This is a genomic window from Ruegeria sp. CDSB114 (genome assembly GCF_059611025.1).
The window spans coordinates 706,170-724,927 of record NZ_JBXWOT010000001.1 but is presented as its reverse complement, the minus strand read 5'-3'; the positions used below and the strand labels follow the sequence as shown (position 1 = coordinate 724,927).

Sequence of the window (18,758 nt, the reverse complement as noted above, 5' to 3'; positions counted from 1 at the left end):
TCCATTAGATGGACATCGGCAGGAAAGGGGTCAACCCAATGGGCAGGAAGCCGCCCAAGGGCATCCTAGTTCCGACCGCGCTTTTCAAATCGCGGAAGCATGGCCGAGAAGTCCAGCCCCAGCCCATCTTCGCTTTCGACGAATTGCTGATACAGCTCGGTCGCCAACATCCCCATTGGGGTGTCGGCATCCGAGCTTTCCGCCGCCTGCTGACTGAGACGCAAGTCCTTCAACATCAGTTCGGCGGCAAAGCCGGGTTGATAACCATTGTCGGCCGGGCTTTGCGGGCCGATGCCTGGGGCAGGGCAGTATGCGTTCATCGTCCAGCTATAGCCCGAGGAGGTGCTGACAACGTCGAACATTTTCTGCCGGTCCAGCCCCAACTTGTCGGCCAGCGCGAAGGCCTCGCAGGTTGCAATCATGGTGACGCCCAAAATCATGTTGTTGCAGATCTTGGCCGCCTGACCCGCGCCCGCGTCTCCGCAATGCACTGCCTTTTGCCCCATGATGTCGAGCAAGGGCCGGGCTTTTTCGAATGCCTCGGCGCTTCCACCTGCCATGAATGTCAGTGTCCCAGCCGAGGCGCCTCCGATACCGCCCGAGACGGGCGCGTCGACGGCCAAAACTCCCGCAGCCAATGCCATATCGGCAACAGCTCGGGCGCTGTCGACATCCACTGTCGAACAATCGACCCAGACGGCCTCTTCATTCATCGCTGGAATGATCTCATTTGCGACGGATCGAAGTATCTGGCCATTCGGAAGCATGGTGATGACGATGTCTGCGTTTTTTGCAGCGTCGGCCGCTGACCCAGTCAAAGTAACACCGGAAACCGACACCTCGGCCATATCAAACCCAGCGACTTCATGCCCGGCATTGGCAAGATTGACTGCCATTGGATTGCCCATGTTTCCAAGGCCGATAAACCCGATTTTCATTCTTTAATCCTCCTCGAATGTCAGGGCGACGCTGCCCAGGGGCCGCAGCATTGCGGAAATATCCACAGCGGGAACAGGTTTGCCATGGTGACGCCAATTTGGAGAGCGATCCTTGTCTATGATCTGCGCGCGGATACCTTCCAGAAAATCTCCGTGTTCCATGGCGCGCGCCGTAAAACGGTACTCCATCTCCAGGGCTTTTCGGATCGACAGATCCAGCGCCTTAAGCCGATGAATCATTTCAATGGTACAAGCCACCGATAGTGGAGAGTTGCGGCCCATCAACTTTTGCGCCGCGTCAGAGAACGGGGTTTCGGAGAAGCGCAACGCGTTGAGGATGTCGTTCAACCCCTCGCCATTGAAAAGCACGTCGATTTCCGCCTGAACCTTTTCAAGGTTACCTGTGGGTGGTGTCTGGGAATGCTCCACCAACAGGTCTGTGCTCCCGGAAGCTTCGAGCAGTTCGATCAGGCCGGGCCATTCTTCAATGGGGATAAAATGGTCGGCAAAGCCCGCATAAATGGCGTCCGCAGGGCCCATTCGGTGACCTGTTGTGCCCAAGTATTCTCCCAGTCGACCCGGAGCCAGCGCGAGCATCAGAGAGCCACCAACATCCGGCACCAAACCGATAGAGCACTCGGGCAGGGCAATCTGAGATGTTTCACCGACTATGCGATGGCTTCCATGGCACCCAATTCCGACGCCGCCACCCATAGTAAACCCTTGTAGGAAACTGACCACGGGTTTGGGGTATTCGAAAATCAGCGCATTCAGCCTGTATTCATCGCGCCAGAAAGTCTGCCCATAGGCATAGTCGCCTTTGCACCCGGTATCATAAAGTTCTGCGATATCTCCCCCGGCGCAAAATGCCTTATCGCCAACGGCGTCCAGTATGATCAGGTCAACTGACTCGTCCTCGCGCCAGTTGCGCATGGCCGTATCTATCGCCATGCACATGTCATAACTCAGCGCGTTCAAAGCTTTGGGGCGTGTCAGAGTGATGCGTCCAGCGCGGCCGGTAGTGTGAATTTCAATATCTGACATCGGGGTCTCAGCGTTGGGCAAGCATCTGACGAGAAACAATGACGCGCATGATCTCGTTTGTGCCTTCCAGAATTTGATGAACGCGCAGGTCGCGGACAAGCTTTTCGATACCGTAATCGGCGAGATACCCATAACCGCCGTGCAGTTGCAGGCATTGGTCGACCACTTTTGATCCGGTTTCAGTCACGAATTTCTTGGCCATTGCACAGAACTTGGTGGCGTCCGGTGCGCCCGTGTCCAGTTTCCAGGCTGCCTGACGCAAGAACGTCCGGGCCGCCTGCAATTCTATTTCCATATCCGCAAGCCTGAACTGCAGCGCTTGAAACTGATCAATCGACTTCCCGAATGCCTGACGCTCGGACATATACTGAAGCGTCATGTTCAGACCTGCTTGTGCCGCCCCCAAAGAACATGAGGCAATATTCAAGCGACCGCCATCCAGGCCCATCATCGCATATTTGAATCCGTCACCTTCTGTACCCACCAGATTGCCCGCCGGAACTTTGCAGTCGTCAAACTGAACCTGTGCCGTTGGTTGGCTTTTCCAGCCCATCTTTTGTTCAAGCGCGCCAAAGCTAAGACCTGGAGTGCCATCTTCGACATACAGAGTTGAAATCCCTTTGGGGCCATCCTGTCCGGTGCGCACCATACAGACATAAGCATCTGAGTATCCGCCGCCCGAGATGAAGGCCTTTGTTCCGTTCAGCGTATAACCTTCGTTCGTGCGTTCGGCGCGAGTTTTCAGCGCGGCTGCGTCCGAGCCTGATCCGGGTTCGGTCAGGCAGTAGCTGAGGACTGTATTCAGGTTAAGAATATCCGGCATGATCCGCGATTTCAGCTCATCCGCGGCAAATGTGTCCAACATCTTGGCGCACATATTGTGGATCGTCAGGAAGGCCGCGACTGAAGGGCAAGCCATCGAAAGGGCCTCGAACACCATCGTCGCATCCAGCCTACTAAGACCGGAACCGCCACTATCTTCGGACACATAGAGACCGCCAAAGCCAAGCTCCCCTACACGGGGCCAAAGGTCTTTGGGAATAGTGCCATCTGCCTCCCATTGCCGGGCGAAGGGTGCGATATGCTCCTGTCCGAACTCATAGGCCATATCGAAGATAGCAGTTTGCTCTTCGGTTGGTGCAAAATCCATTGGTTTCCTCCCACGTCGCCGGATGAATTGAACGAGTGTTTATTTCCTGATTCTTACAGAAATTTTGCACGCCCAGCAATTCCTGACAGGGATATTGCGAAAACGATTAGATCATACTTTGAAGCAGGTTATAAATCCTGATGGAATTCTTCGATCAGATGCTGAACCACAGCCCTGCCTGCATCCGCACCTTTGGCCGTCGCTTCGGCGTGAACACGTCGTTGCCGCGTGGCAGATGTGCCGTTTTGTGCGATTTGCTGTAGCCGGGCAAGTTCAGTCATGGTGCCCAGTGCTTCGGCATCTTCGGCCAGCATACCCATCAGTTCACCCATAAGTTCCGGCATGGGCTTGATGGATCGATCCCCGAAATCAATCATGCCTTCGCCGACTCCGTAACGCTGCGCACGCCACCGGTTTTCACCAATCAGGAACCTGTCATATTGCCTCCAACGCAAATTGCGGTCTTTCAGACGGCACAACATTCGGACCAGCGCCTGCACCATGGCGGCCAGCGACAATGTGTGCTCCAACCTCGGCTGTACGTCCATGATGCGTGTTTCAAGCGTTGGAAAGCGATGCGAGGGGCGCAAATCCCACCAGATTTTCGAGGTATCCTCGATCACGCCAAGTTCGACCAGAATGCCTGTCGTACGTTCATATTCCGACCAACTTGCCAGGACCGGTGGTAATCCGGTGCGGGGCAGGTTGTCGAATACGGTCAGACGATAGGAAGACAGGCCGGTATCCTCTCCGTTCCAATAGGGCGAGGATGTGGACAGCGCCAACAGATGCGGCAGGAAATAGGAAAGCTGCGGCATCAGGTCGGCCCGCAAGGATGGTTCTTCAACACCGACATGCACATGCATCCCGCAGATCAGCATCCGTCGCGCGACACCGCCCAGGGCATGCTGCAAGGCGTCATAGCGCTCTCGGCGCGTGTGGTGCTGTTTCTTCCAGTCCGCAAAGGGGTGGCAGGACACAGCAATCGGGGCCAGATTGTATTCGGCGGACCGATCCGCCACACCCGCCCTCAGGCGTTTCAAATCTTCTCGGGCCGTGCGGATCGTCGCATGGGGGCGGGTGCCAACCTCGATCTGGCACTGCAGAAACTCAGGGCTGACCTGGCCCTGAAAATCGGCCTGGCAGGCTTCCATCAGGGCAGCGGGTGCTTGGGCAAGTTCAAGGCTGTCGCGGTCGACCAGAAGATACTCTTCCTCAATGCCCAGCGTGTATTCCTGCTGCATGGCGGCCCTCTTTCTAGCTTTATGCGAAACAGTGAATACGGAAATACGCTTTTTGCCAAGTGTTTACCGGCAGAGTCCTTGCGGTCATCGGGCTAGCAACGGTAAGGAACGGGTCAAAGTTCAGAAGAACCCCGGAGCCTTTGTGTGAAACCCAGGAAATTCCCCCGGCTGAATGCCGTTCTCGACCGATTTGGTGTCAGGCTGATTGACAAAGTCACGGAACGGGACGAGCGCGCCCGGCTGGAGGCGTTCGAAAGGGCAGGCGGGCTGACCCGTCCGGCTTATTCGTTGTCACCGGGAATGGCCGATTTCGACATCTCGCAGCTGGTAGCCGAATATGGTGAACATGCCGCCGCTTTGGCTGCATTGAAAGATCCGTCCCGCAATCAAACCGGGTATAGGATCGGCAACGGGTATTATGACAGCCCAGATGCGGATGCGTTGTATCTTATGGTCCGTCGTTTCAAACCCAAGCGGGTGATTGAGGTTGGCTGCGGTAATTCAACGCGCGTGACACGGCAGGCTGTATTGGATGGCGGGCTGCAGACGCAAATCACCGCGATTGATCCTTATCCGCGCGCGGACATCGCGCATGTTGTCGATCAATTCGAACAGAAACGGTTGGAAGAGGTCGATCCAGCCCTCTTCGAACAGCTTGAAGCGGGTGACATCCTGTTCATCGATTCCAGCCATGTTGTCCGGATGAGCAATGATGTCGCGCATCTGTTCTGTCGCATCATACCGGCCTTAAAACCGGGCGTTGTGATCCATGTGCACGATGTTTTTCTACCCTACGAATACCCCAAGCGGTTCTTCTATGACTGCCCGGGATGGGGCGAGCAATATATGTTGCATGCATTGTTGCAATCTAGTGCATATTCAATGCTTTGGCCTGGATACTTCTTGCAACAGGATCGCCAGGATGCGGTCGAGGCGCTACCGTTTTTGAAAGATGGGCGCGCGCAAAGTATTTGGGTTCAGGTCAAATAAATCTGACACTAAATTGATCCGGTGCAGCGAAACGCCCGTACCCCTTTCCATAACAACCTGGATAGGAGATCTCAAATATGTTTCGCCGTACTTTCCTGAGCGCCGCCGCCGCAATCGCACTTACCTTGCCGGTTCAAGCGAAGGCCGCCGATATCGTGGATACCGCCGTATCTGCTGGATCATTCACCACACTGGTCGCAGCGGTTCAAGCGGCGGGTCTGGTCGATACGCTGAAAGGGGACGGTCCGTTTACGGTTTTTGCCCCCACGGATGAGGCCTTTGCCGCACTGCCCGAAGGGACGGTGGAATCGCTGCTACTGCCCGAGAACAAAGACCAACTGGTCGCAATCCTGACTTACCATGTGGTTCCGGCCAAAGTCATGTCTGGGGACATCGCTGGCAAGCGCGCCAAAGTTCTGACCGTGCAGGGTGATCGCCTGAGTGTGAATGGTAAAAACGGCGTCAAAGTGAATGGCGCCAAGGTTGTACAGGCCGATATCGAGGCCAGCAATGGCGTGATCCACGTCGTCGATGCGGTGATCCTGCCGGAATAATTGGCAACCACCGTGATCAAGCAAAAACCCCGGCCGTTATGGCCGGGGCATTCTGTCAGACCAATCTGACCTTGGTGCCAACCTGAACCAGCGGATATAACTCTTCAACATGCTGATTATAAAGGCCAATACATCCAGAAGAACTTTGGCGTCCAATCTTGCGTGTATCGTGCGTGCCGTGCACCAGATATGCTGGCCAGCCCAGATACATCGCCCGCGTACCCAGCGGATTCCCGGACTCGCCACCTTCTATTCGGATGGGCAGGTTCGGGTCGCGCTCGCGCATTGAGGCGGTCGGGGTCCAGCTTGGGTTTTCGCGCTTGCGTACTACCTCGGTATAACCACGCCTTGTGAGTTCTTCGCTCATAGGGACTGAGCTGGGGTACAGTTTGTACGTCCCGTCAGCCCCCCAATAGTGTACAGCGCGGCTTGTGATATCTGCCAGCAGGCAGCCGACACCTAACTCATCGAAGTGATCCTGCCAATTCTGGTGCGAGAATGAGGAGACATTCCGCCGCACAGCGAGCTGTGTGCTGATCGCCTCTTCGTCGAGCGGGAAAGCATCGGCGCTGCTTTGTGCCCGCACCAATGCAGGTGTCATCAACAGAGACGCTGCACCTAACAATGCAGAGCGACGGGTCATGCGGGGATCTGACAAATTGGCCTCCGGTTCAGGAACTGCTCGCGCGAAACTGCGTGTAACTTATGTTTTGCTGATCAGATTTCCTAGGGAGTGTTGAGTGAATTTATTGTGAAGCGAAGTCACAAGCGAAACTTGGCCGTGTATTAAAAAAGCCCGGCCAGTGGTGGCCGGGCTGTGTGGATCCGCCGCTTTCGTTTGGATCAGTCCATGGCTTTGAAGTTGAACTCGCCGCCTTCTTTGATGCCTGACGGCCAACGCGCGGTGACCGTTTTTGTGCGTGTATAGAATTTGAAGCTATCCGCACCATGCTGGTTCAGGTCACCGAACATGGATTTCTTCCAGCCGCCAAAGGTGTGATAGGCCAAAGGAACCGGGATCGGAACGTTGATGCCGACCATGCCGATATTGATCCGGCTGGCAAAGTCGCGCGCGGTATCTCCATCGCGGGTGAAAATCGCCGTGCCATTGCCGTATTCGTGATCCATAGCCAAGCCAATCGCTTCTTCGTACGATCCTGCGCGGACGGTCGACAAAACCGGACCAAAGATCTCTTGCTTATAGATGTCCATGTCGGGCGTCACGTGGTCAAACAGGTGAGGGCCGACGAAGAAGCCGTCTTCATAGCCCTGCAGGCTAAAGTCACGATTATCGACAACCAGCTTTGCGCCTTGTTCAACGCCCGAGCTGATCAAGCCCAGAATACGCTCTTTGGCAGCACCGGTCACGACCGGTCCCATGTCAACATCATCGCCGGCAGTGTAGGGGCCGACCTTCAGTTTCTCGATACGCGGAATAAGCTTTTCGATCAGCGCGTCGGCGGTATCCTCTCCGACCGGGACGGCAACCGATACGGCCATGCAGCGTTCGCCAGCCGCGCCGAAACCGGCGCCAACCAGGGCATCTGCTGCCTGGTCAAGATCGGCGTCGGGCATGACGATCATGTGGTTCTTGGCGCCGCCGAAACACTGCGCGCGTTTGCCGTTGGCCGTGGCGCGCGAATAGATGTACTGCGCGATAGGGGTCGAGCCCACAAAGGAAACGCCCTGAATGATCTCGCTGTCCAACAGGGTGTCCACGGCCTCTTTGTCGCCATTGACCACCTGGAACACACCTTTGGGCAAACCTGCCTCAACGAAAAGTTCCGCCAGCATCAAAGGTACTGAAGGATCGCGTTCGGACGGTTTCAGAACAACAGCGTTGCCACAGGCCAGGGCAGGGCCCACATGCCACAGAGGCATCATGGCCGGGAAGTTGAACGGCATGATCGAGGCCACAACCCCTAAAGGCTGGCGCATAGAATACATGTCGATGCCTGGGCCCGCACTGTCGGTGAATTCGCCTTTCAACATCTGCGGAGCACCGATGCAGTATTCGATCACTTCTAGACCGCGCTGCAGATCGCCTTTCGCGTCAGGGATCGTCTTGCCGTGCTCGCGGCTCAGCGCTTCGGCCAGCTTGTCCATGTCGCGGTTCATCAGGTGAACCATCGCCATCATCACGCGCCCGCGTTTTTGCGGGTTCGTTGCACCCCAGACCGGTTGTGCGGCTGCGGCGCTAGCAATGGCTGCTGTGGTCTCGGCAGCACTTGCCATCGGGCATTTGTACTGTACCTCGCCGGTAGCGGGGTTGAACACGTCATCATATCGGCCGGACGTGCCGGCGACATTCTCACCGTTGATGAAATGGGACAGTTCGTTCATTGCGAATTCCTCCGAAGGTCTGCGCGCAGAATAGGCTTGCATAAATGGCTTGAACAGAGGCAATGTCCCAAAGGTGTTTTGCAAAATTGCAAAGGTGAAGCGTGACACCTAATTGGGATGATATGAGGGTCTTTCTGGCCGTAGCCCGCGAAGAAAGCCTTTCGGCGGCGGGACGATTACTTCGGATTGACCCGGCTACGGTCGGACGCCGTGTAGCGCGGTTGGAAGCGTCTCTGGATGCGCCGCTGTTCACCAAATCGCAGCAGGGATATGTGCTGACCTCAGCTGGTGAGCGTTTGATGGACCACGGTCTAAAAGCCGAAGAAGCGATGCGCGCTGCAGCAGGCGCCATGGCAGAACCATCTGAGAGGCTGAGCGGGCAAATCCGGATCGGCGCACCGGACGGGTGTGCGAATTACTTGTTGCCGCAGGTGTGTGGCAAGATTTGTGACACCAATCCCAATCTGGACATACAAATTCTGGCCTTGCCGCGCGTCATCAACCTTTCCCGCCGTGAAGCCGATATGGCCGTGACCGTCAGCGCACCGACCGCTGGAAAACTGCTTGTACAGAAAATTACCGATTACAAACTTCATCTTGTCGCAACGCAGGAATACCTTGCCGATCACCCTGCGGTTCATTCCATCAGCACGTTAGGGGGGCATCGTATGATCGGATACATACCTGATATGATATTCGACCGCGAACTTGACTATCTGGTCGATCTGGGTGTTGACCGTGTCGCGCTGGCCTCGAATTCGGTCTCTGTCCAACTGCGGCAGGTTTCGCAGGGATCAGGGATCTGCATTGCGCATGATTTCACGCTGCCATTTCACCCGAAGTTGAAGAAAATATTGGTTGATCAAGTGAGTTTGACACGCAGTTTTCATCTGGTTCGACATCAAGGTGACCAACGAAACGAGCGGTTGAATCGGTTCGCGCAGGCCCTGTCCCAGGGGATTCGCGATGAAGTTGAGCGGCTTGAGGCTGAAGCTTCACCTTGACAGGCTATTTCATTCCGGCAACGCTTTGGAAAACACGAAGTTATTTCGGAGGTTACGTCAATGCTTGTTCAGGCCATTCTGAAATCCAAAGCCACCGGAGGCGTGGTGACAGTTGCTCCTTCGCGCACAGTTTCAGAGGTTGCAGGAATTCTTGCAGAAAAGCGCATCGGAACGGTGGTTGTATCAGAAGACGGCGGTAAGACCGCATCAGGCATCTTATCAGAGCGTGACATTGTGCGCGAACTGGCCGCAAGCGGCAGCGGATGCCTATCAAAACCCGTAAGCGCTTATATGACCCGCGAGCTGGTGACAGCGACGCAACAGGATACTGTCCAGGATATAATGTCGCGGATGACCGAAGGGCGCTTTCGCCATATGCCGGTTGTTGAGGACGGTAACCTCGTTGGCATTGTTACCCTAGGCGACGTTGTCAAAGCACAGCTTTCCGAACTGGCAATGGAAAAAGACGCATTGGAAGGCATGATCATGGGCCATTAAGCCCATAGAAACGCGACGCAACTACTTGCACCCATAGCCAAGTTATGTTTGCTTGCGCAGAAATTTCGTTGCGCAGGAGGCGGCAATGAGGGTTGGATTGTATCCCGGAACATTTGATCCGATCACCCTGGGTCATATTGATATCATCCGTCGCGCGGCTGCTCTGGTTGACAAGCTCGTGATTGGGGTAGCGATCAATCGGGAAAAGGGGCCGTTATTTTCGTTGGAAGAACGGGTCGAGATGATCGAAGCCGAGTGTTCCTTTCTTTCCGAACAGACCGGAACTGAAATTGTCGCCCATCCTTTTGAAAACCTGCTTATCAACTGTGCCCGCGACGTAGGTGCTCAGGTCATTGTCAGAGGCCTGCGTGCTGTTGCGGATTTCGAGTATGAGTTCCAGATGGTCGGTATGAACCGCGCATTGGACGACTCAATCGAGACGGTGTTCCTTATGGCTGAGGCCCGCCATCAGGCGATTGCTTCGAAGCTGGTGAAAGAGATCGCGCGATTGAACGGGGACGTGTCGAATTTCGTCACGCCCCGCGTAAATGACGCGCTGCGTGCGCGCTTAGGATAGCGCGCCCATCGCGGCCGCCGTGTCCAGCATCCGGTTCGAAAAGCCCCATTCATTGTCGTACCAGGCCAGCACCCGGACCAACGTGCCGTCTGTCACCTTGGTTTCAGCCAAAGATACGGTCGAACTGTGTGCGTCGTGATTGAAGTCGATCGACACTAGTGGGCGGCTTTCCGCAGCCAGGACACCGCGAATATTGGCCGCGGCATCAATGAACAACTGGTTGACCTCTTCTTCGGTTGTTGGGCGCGACACCTCGGCCACCAGATCCACAACCGAGACGTTCGGAGTGGGTACACGGATTGCCTGTCCAGTCAATTTACCTGCCAACTGGGGCAATACGAGACCTACGGCTGAGGCTGCCCCCGTAGTGGTGGGAATCATCGACAATGCAGCCGCGCGTGACAGATACGGGTCTTTTCCGGCGGTATCGTGAACTGGTTGGCTGGCTGTATAGGCATGAACGGTTGTCATGTTTCCGTGGACAATGCCCAAACCCTCGTCCAGCGCCGCAGCAACGGGTGACAAACAGTTGGTCGTGCAGGATGCGTTCGAAACGATCGTATCCTCGACGGTCAGCTCATGGTCATTTACCCCGAAGACGATGGTTTTGACCGCACCATCCCCGCGGGCAGGAGCAGAAATCAGAACTTTTTTGGCGCCGTTGTCAAAATGGCGCGCCGCGGCTTCGCGCGTGCGAAACACGCCTGTGCATTCGAGAACAACGTCAATATCGGACCAATCGAGTTTCTCAGGCTCACGTTCGCTGGTTAGGCGGATCGGGCCTGCACCGACATCCAAACCGGCGTCGGTCAGGGAAACGGGCTTTGTATAACGTCCATGCACACTGTCGAATTCAAAGAGATGCGCGTTAATTTCGGGCTTGGCCAAATCGTTTATGGCCACGATCTGAACGTCGGTCCGCCCAGATTCCATCAAGGCCCGCAAAACACCGCGCCCGATCCGTCCAAATCCATTGATTGCCAACTTGAGTGTCATGGTCTGCTCCGTCTGGGTGTCTGTTATTGCAAAGTTAGCGCTAACAAAGCTAGATCAAGGAAAAAGTCAAGAAAAACCTCTGTCAGCGCCAGAAGGCGAGCCAGTCCAGGAAGGTGTAAAGTTTCTTTCCCAGGAAGATCAGGTTCTCAGAGTCGAACATTGCGTAATCGACTAGCAGACAGCCAAGTATTAGAAGGCCAAGCCAGATAGCAATTTGATTGGTCATGTTGGCCCCGAATGAAAACACCCGCCCAGATAAACTGAGCGGGTGTAAAGGTACAACATTTCTACGGCGTTTTAGTTAAGCCGTCCCATGGCCACGGCGACGTCTGCCATACGGACCGAGAAGGCCCATTCGTTGTCATACCAAGCCAGAACACGAACCATGCGGTTGTTAACGACCCGTGTCTGGTCTGGTGCGAAAATCGAGCTTTCTTCAGTATGATTGAAATCGGTCGAGACCAGCGGCGCAGGCTCATATCCCACGACGCGCTGCATTGATCCCCGTGATGCTTCACGAACGATGGCATTAACATCTTCGACAGTCACGTCACGCGCCGCATGGAAAGTCAGGTCGACAGCAGAAACGTTTGGTGTTGGTACACGGATAGCCGAGCCGTCCAAGCGACCCTTCAGGTTCGGCAGAACTTCGCCCAGAGCTTTGGCTGCACCTGTTGAAGTTGGGATCATGGACATTGCCGCAGCGCGAGCGCGATACAGGTCACTATGACGGCGATCCAGTGTCGGCTGGTCGCCGGTATAGGCATGGATCGTAGTCATGATACCGTGTTCGATCCCGATACCTTCGTCCAGCACCTTGGCAAGCGGAGCAAGGCAGTTCGTGGTGCAAGAGCCATTCGAAACCATTCTATCTTCAGTAACCAGGCTGTTGTGGTTCACGCCATAGACAATGGTTTTATCAACATTCTTACCTGGCGCAGACAAAAGAACCTTCTGAGCACCGCGTTCCAGATGCGTTTTGGCTTTCAGGCCATCGTTGAATTTTCCGGTGCATTCCAAAACGACGTCACAACCTTCCCAATCAAGCTCGTTCATATCGTAAGTCGAGAACACCTCCATTGGGCCGCGGCCCAAATCCATGGTGTTGCCTTCGATCGAAACATCGCGGGGAAAGCGGCCGTGGATGCTGTCGTATTTCAGCAGGTGGGCGGTGGTTTCCAATGGGCCGGTCGCGTTGACCTTGATCACTTCGATGTCGTTGCGGGCCGATGCCGCAATATGCGACAGGGTGCAGCGGCCGATACGGCCAAATCCATTGATGCCGACCTTGATGGTCATCTGACGTCTCCAAAAATGCGCTTGCTCTGCGGGGCATATAGCGGCACAGACGCTTTCTCAAAAGGGCAAAAGTGACATATTCTTAACGTGTTAGCGCAAACCTTCGCCGGTTGCGCTAACGCTTGCGCTAGCCGCCGGATCGGGTAGGGTCCCCTGGCGACAGGTGAGATGAGAGGAAACACGCATGAGTGGTTTGTTGGCACTGTTGGATGATGTTGCTGGCATAGCAAAGGTTGCTGCGGCGTCAGTGGACGATGTGGTCGCTGCCGCCGGCAAGGCCGGGGCCAAGACTGCGGGCGTGATCATCGACGATGCAGCAGTTACTCCGAAATATGTGCAGGGCTTTGCCCCGGCGCGGGAATTGCCGATCATCTGGCGCATTGCGCGCGGCTCGATTTTCAACAAGATTATCCTGCTGTTGCCAGTCGCTTTGTTGCTGGCCAATTTTGCACCCTGGTTGATAACGCCCTTGTTGATGCTTGGCGGGTCCTATTTGTGCTTCGAAGGGGCAGAAAAGATATTTCACCTGCTTTTCCCTCATGGCAGCCACGTTATAGACGAAGATATGAAGGTCAAAGACCCGGGCCATCTGGAAGAGCAGAAGGTCAAGGGTGCGATCAAAACCGATTTCATCCTGTCCGCCGAGATCATGACAATCGCCCTTGCCGCCATCGAAGCACCGAATATCTGGATGCAGGCGGCAACGCTGGCCGTTGTAGGACTAGGTGTGACCCTGGCCGTTTATGGCTCGGTCGCCTTGATCGTGAAGATGGACGATGTGGGCTTATTTCTTGCGAAGAACGCACCAACGCCGATCGGGCGCGGATTAGGGCGTGGATTGGTCAAGGCGATGCCGGTTGTCATGAAAGTGCTGTCGATTGTCGGCACAGCTGCGATGCTGTGGGTTGGCGGCTCGATCATCATTCACGGGCTTGAGGTTCTGGGTTTTGGCTGGTTGGGGCATCAGATCCATGACATGGCCTATGCAGCCGGGCATGCGGTTTCGGCGCAATGGGAAGGTGCCGTGGAGTGGATTTCCAAAGCCACGATGGATGGCATATTCGGACTGGCCTGGGGGTTCGTGCTGATCCCGATTGCAACCAAAGTGGTCGCGCCGATTTTGTCTCGGAAATCTGAAACGCATTAATCAGAAAACGAAAAGGGCGGCGCATGGCCGCCCTTCGCTTGATGTTTGAAATTGGGAATTACGGCTCCAGCAATTCCTTGACCTTTGCAACTGTGGCCTCGGCAGTGATGCCGAAATGTTTGTACAGTTCATCAGCGGGGGCAGACGCGCCAAAGCCCGACATGCCGATGAAGCCTGCCTTGGCGTCACGGCCGCGTTCACCCAGCAGCCAGCGGTCCCAGCCTCCGGCGCGGACGGCGGCCTCGATGCCGACACGGACGGCTCCACCGGGCAGAACCCGCTTGCGATACGCTTCATCCTGCTCGGCGAACAGTTCCATGCATGGCATCGACACGATGCGCGTGCCAATGCCCTCGGCCTCGAGCATCGCCTTGGCTTCCATCGCCAGCGACACTTCCGAACCGGTTGCGATCAGGATTGCCTGACGCTTGCCTTCGGCTTCGGCAAGAACATAGCCGCCTTGTGCAGTCAGGTTTTTGGTTTTGTGATCCTTGCGTACGGTTGGCACGCCCTGGCGGGTCAGAGACAGGACCGAAGGGCTGTCCTTGAAGGTCAGCGCCAGTTCCCAGGATTCCGCTGTTTCAACGGCATCCGCCGGGCGGAAAACATAGGTATTCGGTGTCGCGCGTGAGATCGCCAGATGCTCGACCGGCTGGTGGGTCGGGCCGTCTTCGCCCAGACCGATCGAGTCATGGGTCATCACAAAGACCGTAGGTATCTTCATCAGCGCTGCAAGCCGCATCGAGGGCCGCGCATAGTCGGTGAACGCCATGAAGGTACCGCCATAGGGGCGGATGCCGCCATGCAGCGCCATACCGTTCATCGCGGCGGCCATGCCGTGTTCGCGGATACCATAATGGATGTACCGACCCTTGCGGTTTTCCGGCAGGAACACGCCCATATCGGCCGATTTCGTGTTGTTCGAACCGGTCAGGTCAGCAGAGCCGCCGATAGTTTCCGGCATGATCGGATTGACCGCGTTCAGAACTTTCTCGGACGAGGCACGGGTGGCCAACTTGGGCTGATCTTCCGACATCTGCTTTTTGAACGAGCGGATGGCACCGGCCAGTTTTTTGGGTGCCTCGAACGCATAAGAGCGGTTGAACTCGGCTTGTTTGCGTTCAGAGATCTGCGCGAAACGCTCCTCCCACGCAGACCGCTCGGCCGCGCCGCGAGAACCGATTGCTTCCCAGGCAGTTTTGACATTTGCCGGAATTTCGAACGCGCCATGCGGTGCGGCATAGGCCTCTTTGGCCGCTTTCAGCTGTTCCTGATCGGTCAGGGCGCCGTGGCCTTTCGAGGTATCCTGCGCGGCGTGACCCAAAGCAATATGGCTTTCACAGGCGATCATGGTCGGCTTGTTTGACGATTTCGCCTTGGTGATGGCCTCGTCGATGGCCTGCGGATCATGGCCGTCAATCTCGATGACCTGCCAGCCCGAGGCGGCAAAACGTTTCACCTGATCGGTCCGGTCAGCGATGTCGACCGTGCCGTCGATGGTGATGTTGTTGTTGTCCCAGAACACGATCAGCTTACCCAGCTCGTGACGGCCGGCCAGCGTGATGGCCTCTTGGCTAACGCCTTCCATTAGGCAGCCGTCGCCCGCGATGACATAGGTATTGTGATCTACGATCTTCTTGCCGTAATGAGCGCGCTGGATTTCCTCGGCCATGGCAAAACCAACAGCGTTCGAGATCCCCTGACCCAGCGGGCCGGTTGTGGTTTCGATCCCGTTGACAAGGAAGTTCTCGGGGTGACCTGCAGTTTTTGCGCCCAGCTGACGGAAATTCTTGATCTGTTCCAGCGTAACGTCAGCGTTCCCAGTGAGATACAACAGCGAATAGATCAGCATCGAGCCGTGACCGGCGGACAGGATGAACCGGTCGCGGTCGGGCCAGTTTGGGGCCGAGGCGTCGAATTTAAGGTGCTTTTCGAACAGTACAGTCGCGACATCGGCCATGCCCATTGGCATACCGGAATGGCCGGAATTGGCGGCGGCGACGGCGTCGAGGGTCAATGTGCGGATGGCCGCAGCTTTGTCCCAGTGTTCGGGGTTGGCATTGCGCAGCGCAGTCAGGTCCACGGGTGTTGTTCCTTTGGATTACAGGCAGATGGCCGCTCAATACCATTCAGCCCTCAAAGTGCAAGTAGAACTGGGTGCTACAGGGTTTTGCTGGATCAAGAATGTGACCCAAGTCGTTGAAAGCAAACAGTGGGTATTTTCGATGCCATTGGGTTAGACTAGGCCAAGACGCGTACAAGGTTGATTCGGATAACCTCGCGAAACAAGGAACCTTGATAAAAAGGTGGCAGGGGCATGAGCCAGATCGAAGAACTACAACGCCGTATTGTGGCCGCGATGGATCGGATTGGATCCGGCATTGCGACAATGGCGGAAGTTGGCGCAGGCAGCGGTGGAGAAGATAACACTCTGCGTGTAGCTCTGGATGATGAGAGGGTTGCGAATGCTCAACTTGAAGAGCGTCTCAGATCATTAAAAGAAAGGCACGCTTCCGAAGTCGATGCCATGCGCCTAGAAATCGAAGGCTTGCGTAATACCCCGTCCGATAATCAGGAAAGTGCAGCGCTGCGCGAGCAACTCGACGATGCCAGGGCACAGCTTGCCTCGGTCGAAGCCGCACGGGCCGAGTTGGCAAGCGCAAAGGCAGCATTGGAAGATCAGGATGTTGTCGAAGAACTGAAAGCCGAAAATGCCCGTCTTCGTTCGGAATTGGCGGATAGTGAACGCGTGGCGGAACTGAGCGCCGAGTTAGAAATGCTGCGCGCCGAACGCAGTAGCCATGGCTCGGCGATGTCGCGTCTGGATGATGATCTGCAGCGCATGCGCAAAGCCAACGAACAACTACGAATGTCGGTCGAAGAGCTGCGCGCAGCTGCAGAAGACGGAATGACCGATGCGGATCTGTTGAACCGTGCCACAGCTGCCGAGCTTGAGGCAACGCGCGCAGCGCAGGCCACCGATGCGGCCGAAGCACATGCCGTGCTGGCCCGGTTGGAACCGTTGCTGTCTCAGGCGAAACTGGCCGAAGGAGAGGTGGAATAATGCCTGAATTGACCATTCAAATCGGGGGGCGCGGCTTTGAGGTTTCGTGCCAAGAAGGCGAAGAGGTTTTCCTGCAAGCTGCTGCAAAATTGCTGGATGATGAAGCGCAGGTATTGTCGGATCAGATCGGTCGGATGCCTGAATCCCGGATGCTTTTGATGGCTGGATTGATGTTGGCAGACAAAGCCGCCGCCACGGGTGACAAAATCAACTCGCTAGAAAATAAGCTGGCGGAGGCCGAAGCCGAGCTTCGGAACCTGCGTAGCATGCCACAGCCCGAGCCGGAAAGAATTGAAGTTGCCGTGGTTCCACCTTCGGTCACTGACACCTTGGCAGAGTTGGCTGCTCGGGCCGAGGCAATGGCGGCATTCATAGAAGAAAAGTCAACGAAATGATAAATATGCGTACTATTGCTATTGCGACTTTCATGTCTGTGTCAGCGCAGGTTTCCTGGGCTGGGATCGATATTCTGCCCGTCACATTTACTTGTGATAACGGCGTGCCTCTTGAGGTTGCCTATTTCAATGCCGAGGACGGATCCAGCGCGGCAGCCATGATGGTCGACAATAAGCTGGTGACTTTGCGCCAAGCTCAGAGCGGCTCTGGTATCCGCTATGAATCCGACGGAACAACTGGCACTTACATCCTGCGCTCCAAAGGCTGGGACGCCACGGTGAGCTTTCTGGCGACAGGTGCAGATGCCGCCAGCGAGCAGGTCTTATTGGGAAATTGCGTCAGCCGCTGATCAGGCGTTTGCTTCTCTGATTTTATCAGCGGCTTCCTTGTTGTAGCCGACACCGTTTTCGTCAAACAGCGTGTCCAATTCGCCCGACAGGGTCATCTCGGTGATGATGTCGCATCCGCCTACGAACTCGCCTTTGACATAGAGTTGCGGAACAGTCGGCCAGTCAGAATAGTCCTTGATCCCCTGACGCAAGCCTTCGTCGGCCAGTACATTCACGTCAGCAAATTCTACGCCCATGTAGTTCAGCACGCCTGCCACGCGCGAGGAGAATCCGCATTGCGGCATTTCCTTGGTGCCTTTCATATATAGCACCACATCATTGGCTTTGACGGTCTCATCGATCTGGGTTTTCACGTCGGTCATGTTACTTTTCCTTGTCATCCGCATCCGGGGCGGTCGTTTCATCCTGTGATGGGGCGGCGACCCATCCTTCCTTTTCCAGCCGTCGGTGTTCGGCCTGCGCCAGGGCCAGCGGATTCAGCCCGTATCTCTCGATGCCGTCAACCTTGCTGATTTTGTCCGGGTTTGGACGCATGTCGACCAGTTTACGCTTTCTGTTTCGTTTCACATAGGCCTCGATCAGCGCGGCGGCAACTATCAAAGCCGCGATTGCTGATATCCAAGCCAGCCATGTACTCATTTTTTTGGAGCCATGGCTTTAGCATATTCTTGAGGGTCTCTGGTGATACGGGAAACTGTTACATGACCGCCACCGCCGCCCAACACGGTTCCGTGGTCAATCAGTTGCTCGCCTTGACCGGGTTCTGTGCCCCGAATTTTGTCAGCACGCTCATTCTTTATCGTAGATCTGAAAATGATGACGCTACCGACGAGGGCGATCAATCCACAAATTCCGTAAATCCAGAAAGTCGTGCTCACTCAGGCACTTTCGTCGTCAGCGCCAGCGCGTGCAAATCGCCATCCGGGCCGTCCATCTTGCCTTTTAGGGCCGCATAGACTGCTCGTTGCTGTTGCACCCGATTTTTGCCACGAAAGCTCTCATCCACGACCATGGCCGACATATGTACGCCGTCGCTGCCGCCGACCTGAATGTCCGCATCGGGAAACGCGTCGCGCAGCAGGTTCTCAATCTCGTGGGCGCTCATCGGCATGTAGGTTTCTCCTGAAAGTCTTTCCCAAGATGTAGTGCGCCGGGGCGGGGCGC

General features: G+C 55.8%; 22 protein-coding genes. 9 read left to right on the top strand and 13 right to left on the bottom strand.

Annotation, left to right across the window (positions count from 1 at the left end):
- Nucleotides 1-65: 65 nt before the first annotated feature.
- The 4 genes from mmsB to AC2FIP_RS03635 all read right to left on the bottom strand — a co-directional run bounded on the left by mmsB (nucleotide 66) and on the right by AC2FIP_RS03635 (nucleotide 4,376).
- Nucleotides 66-938 (bottom strand): 3-hydroxyisobutyrate dehydrogenase, encoded by an 873-nt coding sequence (gene mmsB / locus AC2FIP_RS03650; RefSeq protein ID WP_496785191.1) that lies wholly within the window; start codon nucleotides 936-938, stop codon nucleotides 66-68.
- A 3-nt stretch (nucleotides 939-941) separates the two neighbouring features.
- Nucleotides 942-1,982: an enoyl-CoA hydratase/isomerase family protein gene (locus AC2FIP_RS03645; RefSeq protein WP_496785190.1), complete on the bottom strand. Its 1,041-nt coding sequence runs from the start codon at nucleotides 1,980-1,982 to the stop codon at nucleotides 942-944.
- Nucleotides 1,983-1,989: 7 nt separating this feature from the next.
- Nucleotides 1,990-3,132, bottom strand: a complete 1,143-nt coding sequence (locus tag AC2FIP_RS03640) for an acyl-CoA dehydrogenase family protein (protein WP_142634037.1) — start codon at nucleotides 3,130-3,132, stop codon at nucleotides 1,990-1,992.
- A gap of 128 nt (nucleotides 3,133-3,260) precedes the next feature.
- Nucleotides 3,261-4,376 carry a carboxylate-amine ligase gene (locus AC2FIP_RS03635; RefSeq protein ID WP_142634035.1) on the bottom strand — a complete coding sequence of 372 codons (1,116 nt, stop codon included), beginning with the start codon at nucleotides 4,374-4,376 and terminating at the stop codon, nucleotides 3,261-3,263.
- A gap of 144 nt (nucleotides 4,377-4,520) precedes the next feature.
- On the opposite strand from AC2FIP_RS03635, the gene AC2FIP_RS03630 reads away from it, so the two are divergent.
- Both AC2FIP_RS03630 and AC2FIP_RS03625 read left to right on the top strand, forming a co-directional pair.
- The gene (locus AC2FIP_RS03630) at nucleotides 4,521-5,366 is read left to right on the top strand and encodes a class I SAM-dependent methyltransferase (protein ID WP_496693212.1); all 846 of its coding nucleotides are present in this window, start codon (nucleotides 4,521-4,523) and stop codon (nucleotides 5,364-5,366) included.
- A gap of 77 nt (nucleotides 5,367-5,443) precedes the next feature.
- Nucleotides 5,444-5,920: a fasciclin domain-containing protein gene (locus tag AC2FIP_RS03625; RefSeq protein ID WP_496695341.1), complete on the top strand. Its 477-nt coding sequence runs from the start codon at nucleotides 5,444-5,446 to the stop codon at nucleotides 5,918-5,920.
- 55 nt (nucleotides 5,921-5,975) lie between these two features.
- Here AC2FIP_RS03625 and AC2FIP_RS03620 read toward each other — a convergent pair whose 3' ends face one another.
- Both AC2FIP_RS03620 and AC2FIP_RS03615 read right to left on the bottom strand, forming a co-directional pair.
- A complete protein-coding gene (locus AC2FIP_RS03620; protein ID WP_185956612.1) occupies nucleotides 5,976-6,563 on the bottom strand; it encodes a L,D-transpeptidase in 588 nt (195 codons plus the stop codon).
- Nucleotides 6,564-6,763: 200 nt separating this feature from the next.
- Nucleotides 6,764-8,263, bottom strand: coding sequence for a CoA-acylating methylmalonate-semialdehyde dehydrogenase (locus AC2FIP_RS03615; RefSeq protein ID WP_496785188.1), 1,500 nt, complete (start codon nucleotides 8,261-8,263; stop codon nucleotides 6,764-6,766).
- A 101-nt stretch (nucleotides 8,264-8,364) separates the two neighbouring features.
- Here AC2FIP_RS03615 and AC2FIP_RS03610 point away from each other — a divergent pair, with 101 nt between their 5' ends.
- The 3 genes from AC2FIP_RS03610 (at nucleotide 8,365) to coaD (ending at nucleotide 10,342) form a co-directional block, all read left to right on the top strand.
- Nucleotides 8,365-9,267, top strand: coding sequence for a LysR family transcriptional regulator (locus tag AC2FIP_RS03610; protein ID WP_496785187.1), 903 nt, complete (start codon nucleotides 8,365-8,367; stop codon nucleotides 9,265-9,267).
- Nucleotides 9,268-9,327: 60 nt separating this feature from the next.
- Nucleotides 9,328-9,765 (top strand): CBS domain-containing protein, encoded by a 438-nt coding sequence (locus tag AC2FIP_RS03605; protein WP_142634023.1) that lies wholly within the window; start codon nucleotides 9,328-9,330, stop codon nucleotides 9,763-9,765.
- Nucleotides 9,766-9,850: 85 nt separating this feature from the next.
- On the top strand, nucleotides 9,851-10,342 hold the full coding sequence (gene coaD / locus AC2FIP_RS03600) for a pantetheine-phosphate adenylyltransferase (RefSeq protein WP_142634021.1): 492 nt from the start codon (nucleotides 9,851-9,853) through the stop codon (nucleotides 10,340-10,342).
- Here the strand turns inward: coaD and gap (AC2FIP_RS03595) are convergent.
- The 3 genes from gap (AC2FIP_RS03595) to gap (AC2FIP_RS03585) form a co-directional block, all read right to left on the bottom strand.
- On the bottom strand, nucleotides 10,334-11,338 hold the full coding sequence (gene gap, locus AC2FIP_RS03595) for a type I glyceraldehyde-3-phosphate dehydrogenase (protein ID WP_142634019.1): 1,005 nt from the start codon (nucleotides 11,336-11,338) through the stop codon (nucleotides 10,334-10,336). The two genes, coaD and gap (AC2FIP_RS03595), sit on opposite strands and share 9 nt — an antisense overlap.
- A gap of 82 nt (nucleotides 11,339-11,420) precedes the next feature.
- The gene (locus AC2FIP_RS03590) at nucleotides 11,421-11,564 is read right to left on the bottom strand and encodes a hypothetical protein (RefSeq protein ID WP_496679620.1); all 144 of its coding nucleotides are present in this window, start codon (nucleotides 11,562-11,564) and stop codon (nucleotides 11,421-11,423) included.
- Nucleotides 11,565-11,635: 71 nt separating this feature from the next.
- Nucleotides 11,636-12,637 (bottom strand): type I glyceraldehyde-3-phosphate dehydrogenase, encoded by a 1,002-nt coding sequence (gap, locus tag AC2FIP_RS03585; RefSeq protein ID WP_142634017.1) that lies wholly within the window; start codon nucleotides 12,635-12,637, stop codon nucleotides 11,636-11,638.
- A gap of 184 nt (nucleotides 12,638-12,821) precedes the next feature.
- On the opposite strand from gap (AC2FIP_RS03585), the gene AC2FIP_RS03580 reads away from it, so the two are divergent.
- Nucleotides 12,822-13,784 (top strand): DUF808 domain-containing protein, encoded by a 963-nt coding sequence (locus tag AC2FIP_RS03580; RefSeq protein ID WP_496785186.1) that lies wholly within the window; start codon nucleotides 12,822-12,824, stop codon nucleotides 13,782-13,784.
- A 58-nt stretch (nucleotides 13,785-13,842) separates the two neighbouring features.
- Here AC2FIP_RS03580 and tkt read toward each other — a convergent pair whose 3' ends face one another.
- Nucleotides 13,843-15,867, bottom strand: coding sequence for a transketolase (tkt, locus tag AC2FIP_RS03575; RefSeq protein WP_496785185.1), 2,025 nt, complete (start codon nucleotides 15,865-15,867; stop codon nucleotides 13,843-13,845).
- A gap of 234 nt (nucleotides 15,868-16,101) precedes the next feature.
- Here tkt and AC2FIP_RS03570 point away from each other — a divergent pair, with 234 nt between their 5' ends.
- Genes AC2FIP_RS03570 through AC2FIP_RS03560 form a run of 3 tightly spaced genes read left to right on the top strand, consistent with a single transcriptional unit; the run spans nucleotide 16,102 to nucleotide 17,593 of the window.
- On the top strand, nucleotides 16,102-16,848 hold the full coding sequence (locus AC2FIP_RS03570; RefSeq protein WP_496785184.1) for a hypothetical protein: 747 nt from the start codon (nucleotides 16,102-16,104) through the stop codon (nucleotides 16,846-16,848).
- Nucleotides 16,848-17,243, top strand: a complete 396-nt coding sequence (locus AC2FIP_RS03565) for a cell division protein ZapA (protein WP_281994664.1) — start codon at nucleotides 16,848-16,850, stop codon at nucleotides 17,241-17,243. Before AC2FIP_RS03570 ends, AC2FIP_RS03565 begins: the two co-directional genes overlap by 1 nt.
- A 5-nt stretch (nucleotides 17,244-17,248) precedes the next feature.
- Nucleotides 17,249-17,593 carry an MliC family protein gene (locus AC2FIP_RS03560; protein ID WP_246097133.1) on the top strand — a complete coding sequence of 115 codons (345 nt, stop codon included), beginning with the start codon at nucleotides 17,249-17,251 and terminating at the stop codon, nucleotides 17,591-17,593.
- Here AC2FIP_RS03560 and grxD read toward each other — a convergent pair whose 3' ends face one another.
- From grxD to AC2FIP_RS03545, 3 genes are all read right to left on the bottom strand, one after another.
- Nucleotides 17,594-17,956, bottom strand: coding sequence for a Grx4 family monothiol glutaredoxin (gene grxD, locus AC2FIP_RS03555; RefSeq protein WP_142634005.1), 363 nt, complete (start codon nucleotides 17,954-17,956; stop codon nucleotides 17,594-17,596). It abuts the gene before it with no gap.
- Between the two features lies 1 nt (nucleotide 17,957).
- The gene (locus AC2FIP_RS03550; RefSeq protein WP_282021284.1) at nucleotides 17,958-18,233 is read right to left on the bottom strand and encodes a hypothetical protein; all 276 of its coding nucleotides are present in this window, start codon (nucleotides 18,231-18,233) and stop codon (nucleotides 17,958-17,960) included.
- Nucleotides 18,234-18,468: 235 nt separating this feature from the next.
- Nucleotides 18,469-18,705 (bottom strand): BolA/IbaG family iron-sulfur metabolism protein, encoded by a 237-nt coding sequence (locus AC2FIP_RS03545; RefSeq protein WP_142634001.1) that lies wholly within the window; start codon nucleotides 18,703-18,705, stop codon nucleotides 18,469-18,471.
- Nucleotides 18,706-18,758 lie beyond the last annotated feature (53 nt).

Bases quoted from the DNA above. Each gene is read 5' to 3' on its own strand.
- mmsB (WP_496785191.1), bottom strand. From the start codon at position 938: ATGAAAATCGGGTTTATCGGCCTTGGAAACATGGGCAATCCAATGGCA.
- AC2FIP_RS03645 (WP_496785190.1), bottom strand. From the start codon at position 1,982: ATGTCAGATATTGAAATTCACACTACCGGCCGCGCTGGACGCATCACT.
- AC2FIP_RS03640 (WP_142634037.1), bottom strand. From the start codon at position 3,132: ATGGATTTTGCACCAACCGAAGAGCAAACTGCTATCTTCGATATGGCC.
- AC2FIP_RS03635 (WP_142634035.1), bottom strand. From the start codon at position 4,376: ATGCAGCAGGAATACACGCTGGGCATTGAGGAAGAGTATCTTCTGGTC.
- AC2FIP_RS03625 (WP_496695341.1), top strand. From the start codon at position 5,444: ATGTTTCGCCGTACTTTCCTGAGCGCCGCCGCCGCAATCGCACTTACC.
- AC2FIP_RS03620 (WP_185956612.1), bottom strand. From the start codon at position 6,563: ATGACCCGTCGCTCTGCATTGTTAGGTGCAGCGTCTCTGTTGATGACA.
- AC2FIP_RS03615 (WP_496785188.1), bottom strand. From the start codon at position 8,263: ATGAACGAACTGTCCCATTTCATCAACGGTGAGAATGTCGCCGGCACG.
- AC2FIP_RS03605 (WP_142634023.1), top strand. From the start codon at position 9,328: ATGCTTGTTCAGGCCATTCTGAAATCCAAAGCCACCGGAGGCGTGGTG.
- coaD (WP_142634021.1), top strand. From the start codon at position 9,851: ATGAGGGTTGGATTGTATCCCGGAACATTTGATCCGATCACCCTGGGT.
- gap (WP_142634019.1), bottom strand. From the start codon at position 11,338: ATGACACTCAAGTTGGCAATCAATGGATTTGGACGGATCGGGCGCGGT.
- AC2FIP_RS03590 (WP_496679620.1), bottom strand. From the start codon at position 11,564: ATGACCAATCAAATTGCTATCTGGCTTGGCCTTCTAATACTTGGCTGT.
- gap (WP_142634017.1), bottom strand. From the start codon at position 12,637: ATGACCATCAAGGTCGGCATCAATGGATTTGGCCGTATCGGCCGCTGC.
- AC2FIP_RS03580 (WP_496785186.1), top strand. From the start codon at position 12,822: ATGAGTGGTTTGTTGGCACTGTTGGATGATGTTGCTGGCATAGCAAAG.
- AC2FIP_RS03570 (WP_496785184.1), top strand. From the start codon at position 16,102: ATGAGCCAGATCGAAGAACTACAACGCCGTATTGTGGCCGCGATGGAT.
- AC2FIP_RS03565 (WP_281994664.1), top strand. From the start codon at position 16,848: ATGCCTGAATTGACCATTCAAATCGGGGGGCGCGGCTTTGAGGTTTCG.
- AC2FIP_RS03560 (WP_246097133.1), top strand. From the start codon at position 17,249: ATGCGTACTATTGCTATTGCGACTTTCATGTCTGTGTCAGCGCAGGTT.
- grxD (WP_142634005.1), bottom strand. From the start codon at position 17,956: ATGACCGACGTGAAAACCCAGATCGATGAGACCGTCAAAGCCAATGAT.
- AC2FIP_RS03550 (WP_282021284.1), bottom strand. From the start codon at position 18,233: ATGAGTACATGGCTGGCTTGGATATCAGCAATCGCGGCTTTGATAGTT.
- AC2FIP_RS03545 (WP_142634001.1), bottom strand. From the start codon at position 18,705: ATGCCGATGAGCGCCCACGAGATTGAGAACCTGCTGCGCGACGCGTTT.